The organism is Chitinophaga sp. (genome assembly GCF_036566945.1).
Lineage (GTDB): Bacteria > Bacteroidota > Bacteroidia > Chitinophagales > Chitinophagaceae > Chitinophaga.
In genome coordinates, this window is sequence record NZ_DATCVJ010000239.1 from 1 (window position 1) to 5,196 (window position 5,196).

6 protein-coding genes are annotated in these 5,196 nt (G+C 47.1%); all 6 read right to left on the minus strand.

Translation table 11 applies throughout. The features are described from left to right. Positions 1 to 103 precede the first annotated feature (103 nt). A complete protein-coding gene (locus tag VIP81_RS06920) occupies positions 104 to 949 on the minus strand; it encodes an AraC family transcriptional regulator (protein WP_331957771.1) in 846 nt (281 codons plus the stop codon). A gap of 1 nt (position 950) precedes the next feature. After that, the gene (locus tag VIP81_RS06925; protein WP_331957772.1) at positions 951 to 1,877 is read right to left on the minus strand and encodes a transporter; all 927 of its coding nucleotides are present in this window, start codon (positions 1,875 to 1,877) and stop codon (positions 951 to 953) included. Between the two features lie 10 nt (positions 1,878 to 1,887). Continuing rightward, the gene (locus VIP81_RS06930) at positions 1,888 to 2,925 is read right to left on the minus strand and encodes a cytochrome-c peroxidase (RefSeq protein ID WP_331957774.1); all 1,038 of its coding nucleotides are present in this window, start codon (positions 2,923 to 2,925) and stop codon (positions 1,888 to 1,890) included. Between the two features lie 5 nt (positions 2,926 to 2,930). Continuing rightward, positions 2,931 to 3,746 (minus strand): MbnP family protein, encoded by an 816-nt coding sequence (locus tag VIP81_RS06935; RefSeq protein ID WP_331957776.1) that lies wholly within the window; start codon positions 3,744 to 3,746, stop codon positions 2,931 to 2,933. Between the two features lie 130 nt (positions 3,747 to 3,876). Continuing rightward, positions 3,877 to 4,251: a hypothetical protein gene (locus VIP81_RS06940; RefSeq protein WP_331957778.1), complete on the minus strand. Its 375-nt coding sequence runs from the start codon at positions 4,249 to 4,251 to the stop codon at positions 3,877 to 3,879. 92 nt (positions 4,252 to 4,343) lie between these two features. After that, positions 4,344 to 5,120, minus strand: coding sequence for a DUF2071 domain-containing protein (locus tag VIP81_RS06945; RefSeq protein WP_331957780.1), 777 nt, complete (start codon positions 5,118 to 5,120; stop codon positions 4,344 to 4,346). Between the last annotated feature and the right edge of the window lie 76 nt (positions 5,121 to 5,196).

Here is a 5,196-nt window from a genome sequence, read left to right on the forward strand (position 1 = left end):
TCTCTGCGTGAGTCCATAGATATGATATGATTGCGTGGTTTACATTGTTCGCGTCAACAAAATAAAAAACAATATCAAAGAATGCAATGGCTCCGCTCATTATTTATCTGTTATGTTTCCTGAAATTTTCCGGCGACATATCTGTATGTTTTTTAAAGAAGGTAGCAAAATAAGAGGCGCTTTCAAACCCCAGCTGGTCGGCTATTTCCCCAACTGACAACCAGGTGTGATACAGGAGTCGTTGTGCTTCTATGACCACTCTTTTGCGTATGAGTTCACCGCTGGAAATATGCCGGAATTCCTGACATAATTTATTCAGGTAGTTAGTAGTGATATGCAATTGTGCAGCATAAAACGAAGGAGTTTTATGTGTGTGATAATGTGCTTCCAGCAGTGTTTCAAAGCGTCTTATTTTTTCATCCCTGTTGTTGGTTCTTTCCGGCTCGCGATGGCCGCTGGAAGATTGGTCCAGGGTACAAAGCAGGATATTGAGGTAGGAACGCAATACCCTGCCGCTGCATGTATACTGATGATGAAACTCCTGCAGCATCAGCCCGGAGAGCAGTTGCCACTTTTGGAAGGCCATATCTTCCAATGGTATATAACTACCAGATTGCTTTGCCAGAAAAGAGAACTGGTATAATACGTTGTTGTTGTTGTAGCGCAGTGAAAAAAAATCTTCTGTAAAACAAATCACCTGGCCTTGTTGCAGCTGCATACTGCATATGCTGTTGGGTTTGATGCAGATGATACCAGGTTGGGTGAGGTGAATGGTTTTGTTGTCTATCACCACCACGCCTTCCGTGGCATTAGTGCAAAGCAGCAGGTAGCAGGACAGCCGGTAAGGCTGATCCTGCAAAGCGTATTGTTTCATCATCTCGGCCACGCTACCTGTCCAGAAAAAATTATTGTTGCCCATCGTTACGAGCGCCATTTCCTTCCCTTTCATGTCAGAACAAATAAGTAACGTGTACCATGGCCCTGTTGCCTGCCTTTACACGCATGTCTGCCATTTGCTGGGAAATAACCGGCTGGAAGTTTACACCAGCCGAAACAGATCCAAAAGTGGCTTCTATGCCGGTTGTGGCCAGCAAGGAATATCCTCCGGAGATATCTACCTTGACCTGGGCTGCTTCCCGGTCTTTGTTGGCCGTTTCATATAAGAGGCCGGCGTTGGGGGCCAACGTTATTGTTGGGGCCAGCCTGATTTTGTAATAGGCCAGCACATTGGCGGTGAATTTGTTGCCGTAGCGATAATCGTATTTGTTGGCGGTATTGATCTTGTAACTTACATTGGTATTAATGCCCATATCCATCAACCGCACATCATAAACCGCATTGAGCGTGAAGTCGACACTACCGGTGCCCAGCTGAAAATTGTTGGGGGCCTCTTCATTTTCTTTGCGTGCTGCCGGCTCATACCTGCCGGCAGGCAGTTTTATACCTCCTCCTATCCAGAGTGATTGTACCAGTAATTTGTTGTGCCGCGTGGTATGCTGCTGATCGAACAACTGATAGTAGCCTACAGCCGCCACATCTCCCAAACCGGCTTTGCGCATGGTGTTGCCCTGGTTTTCCCGGCTGTTGATATTGAGTGGTACAAAGGTTAGCACCCGGAAACGGTGGCCTATATTCCAGCCTCCCCATAACTCGGCCGTCTGGTAGGTTTCATCGGTGGTGAGATAAGAAGTAGTACCACCGGGGCCCAGATGGGAGCGCATGGTTTTGTACTGGTATCGCAATCCTACAAATCGTTTTTTAAAATCCGGCAGGAGGCCGATATAATAACTGCCTACCCCACAACCACAAATGTCGCAGGCGCGGATTTCGTAAAAGCCGTTGAGCAGGCATATCAGGAAGATGATTATTTTTTTCATGGGTCGTCTTTTATGGTGCTTCCTCTGAGAATCTTTTATCATTAATAAATGTGGGATCGTTTAGTGTTTGCAGAAATGCCAGCAGCTGTTCCTGTTCTGCTGGTGTAAAGGAAAATCCGGTACGTCCGTTTTGCTTCAGCAGCGGGTCCAGCGTGGGCATGTCCTGCACTTCCGAAGTGTAGTGGCGTAGTACAGCGGGCAATGCGTAAAAACGGCCGTCGTGCATATAGGGAGCAGTATACGCCAGGTTGCGCAGGCTCGGTACTTTGAACGTATACTTATCTGCCGCATTGAGCGTGATGGCGTAACGGCCTTCATCATTGTTGGGGCCTACCCCGAGGCCATTGTTACGAAACGACTGGTCTGTAAACAGGGGCTCCCGGTGGCAATTGCTGCAATGTTGCTGATACAGCGCATATCCCTGTTGCTCTGTGGCGGTAAAGTGTACGCCTTGTTGCCGCTGTACACTGTCGTATTTCGATTGATCGCTGACCAGCATCACCATGAACTGCGACAAGGCCTTCATCATGCGTGCCGTGGTAATGTCTGTGCTGCCGAAAGCCTTTTGGAACAGGGCCGGATAAGGAGGCGTGTTGCGTAACTTCAGCAATACATTCTCCATCGTTTCATCCATTTCCACCGGGTTGGTGATGGGTACAAGTGGTTGCAGGTCCAGATCAAATACGCCTCCATCCCACATGAAGCTGGTATTCCAGGCCAGGTTCATGATGGGCGGGGAATTGCGGCTGCCCAACCGATCATCTATGCCATGACTCACATCATGTCCATGATGCGTGAACGCGGAAGTTTGTAAATGACAGAAGCCGCAGGAAATAGTATTGTTGCGGGAAAGTCGTGGTTCATAAAACAATTTCCTTCCCAGCTCAAAGCCTTCTTTTGTAATGGAATTATTTTCGAATTTATACACGGTCGCCGGGAACCCAGCTGGTGGCCGGAATCCGATGAAGGCGATGAGCTGTTCACTCTTACTACAGGCCAGCAGAAATATAGCCATGCCCGTTAGGATCAGCCAATGTTGCTTGCTCATATCGCTTAGTTTTCCGTATGATCGTGGTGAAACATCTGTAAGTAGTTAGCGGATATATTGGTGCTGAAGTCACTGAACATCACAGTAGGATTGGCAGCAATGCTGATATTTTTAACGCCGTTAAACATTTTCAGGATGTCTACCATCAGGTGAATATTGGCTTCGCGGCCTTGTCTGACTTTGGCGATGCCCCCTGCAGAAAGATCTACCGTGATGGTTTTAATATTATTGAGCGTAGGTGCATTATAGCCACCGAAGCCACCTATATGATAACGGAACTTGTGCTGACCGCTGGGATCGAGCGGTGCAGCTGCGGCGGCTCCTTCCATTTTAAAAAAGATATAGCCGCTGTTCCAGCCCCAATACATACCGTCCATACCGCCCGCCGGATTCAATACACCCACTCTTTTGCTGATGTCCATGGTACTGCGTAAACTATCTACGCCCAAAATAAAGGTGAGCATACTGTAATCGCCTTCCGGCACTTTTACTTTTACGAATTGTGAAGCCGCATCAGCTTCAGACACGAGGAAATAACTACTGTCCTGCTGCACGGTATAAGTAGTTCCCTGGCTGTTTTTCACCTGTATATTGCTGATATAGTACTGCAACAGGGAGACTTTAAACGGTTCTCCGGCAGCATTGGTATAGGTGCCGGTATTGAGCTGGAGATTTTTATCTCCGGCGATGTTATCAAATTGTACCGACAAGGTAGCTTTCGCGTTGGTATCTGCCGAAGGCTTATTATCCTCTTTTTTACAGGCGGTGAAAGTGGTTAACAGCAGGATAGTGCTGTATATGGTGTGTTTAAAATGTTGCATGGTATTTATTTTTTTGCGGGCAGGCAATAGCCAGCCTCCCGCCTGCAGGTGCGCAGGTAGTGTAAAGGCAATAAGAGGGCTGTAGTACAGCCGGAGTACATGTCGTGACGATTAAAACAACAAGAAAAACTCAGGCCATGGGAGGGCGAAACAGGCCAGTGGGTTGATCTATGGGGGCACCTATGCAATAGGGATGCAGATAGTTTTTAGCAGAAGGGGAAGACGCGGGCTTCAGGGAAGTGGGTTGTTCCCAGGCGGCATAAAATATTTCGCTCCGGTGATCTTTGCGCTCCGGATTGTCCTGGTCACGCTTGTCTTCCTCGTTCAATTTTTTGTTAAGGTGACATTTACCATTACAATGCATCGCAGGTTTATCCCGGTTCTCACATAAATTGGCCGCAATATATTCCTGGTTAATATAAAAATCGAGCATCACGAAATAACGGCCTGAGAGCTGGCAAAGCCAGATCAGCATTAAAAAGACCGTTATGAATAGTTTCCGCATGCTACAAGTGTATTACTAAAATCCTTTGATGTGCAAAAGTACGGATAAACAATGCTACGATCGTATGAAAAACGGGACTATTATTTAATTTTTCATGCTTTTGTTTTGAGGGTATGCCATTCGTGGGCAGTTTTAGTCATGAGCAGGGCATTATCGAATTGCACGGTTCCTTTTTCAAACAGGCTGGTATTGTCGAAGAAACTGGAAGATACCTGCATCATGCGTAGCGGCGTCAGTTCCCAGGTATAGGTATTCAACCGCAGGCCATCGAATGTTTGTTTGTTATTGGGAGAATATCCGGTGGCACCTTTGGCAAAGAAGTCGGACGCATTCGTCAGCGTTTCAAAGATAGAATCAGGAGGAAATTCGTTCGTGGCCCTGGCATCAATAGAAATGCGGGTAGCATCCTCGCTGGTAAAGTCGATATGATAATGCCCCTTTTCTTCGAGGACATTAAACCGGGCATGATGATGTTTCCCGGGAAACAATCTGCCTCCGGCAAAAACATTCCACCGGGAAGAGGTATCGCGGCGGGGAATGTACACACCTTCTTTGATCCCGCCATCTTCCTCCCACTCTACCGCAATGCGGTGGGCGCCGTTTTCGGACGACAGTCCTATAAAGTCGGGCCAGCCTTTGGGTTTGATATGTTTTAGCCTGATGAGGCAAATGCCGGCAATGGCTTTGCCCTTATATATTTTAGGCCGGAAAGGTGCGGGCAGGATTTGCTGGATGGCTTCCGGTGCTACGGTAAAGTTTACAAGCACGCGCCGGTCAATATAGCCATGTATAACGGGTAATTGCATAATCAGGTAAGGATGTATGGTAAGATACTGCATTCTGCTGCTTGTGGCAGATAAAATTTGCATCCTGATGTGTTGATACGGGAATATTCCCGATTTTTCTGCTCTATAAATAAAAATTGAACAACTGTTTTGAAAAGTT

Bases quoted from the DNA above. Each gene is read 5' to 3' on its own strand.
- VIP81_RS06945 (WP_331957780.1), bottom strand. From the start codon at position 5,120: ATGCAAATTTTATCTGCCACAAGCAGCAGAATGCAGTATCTTACCATA.
- VIP81_RS06940 (WP_331957778.1), bottom strand. From the start codon at position 4,251: ATGCGGAAACTATTCATAACGGTCTTTTTAATGCTGATCTGGCTTTGC.
- VIP81_RS06925 (WP_331957772.1), bottom strand. From the start codon at position 1,877: ATGAAAAAAATAATCATCTTCCTGATATGCCTGCTCAACGGCTTTTAC.
- VIP81_RS06930 (WP_331957774.1), bottom strand. From the start codon at position 2,925: ATGAGCAAGCAACATTGGCTGATCCTAACGGGCATGGCTATATTTCTG.
- VIP81_RS06920 (WP_331957771.1), bottom strand. From the start codon at position 949: ATGAAAGGGAAGGAAATGGCGCTCGTAACGATGGGCAACAATAATTTT.
- VIP81_RS06935 (WP_331957776.1), bottom strand. From the start codon at position 3,746: ATGCAACATTTTAAACACACCATATACAGCACTATCCTGCTGTTAACC.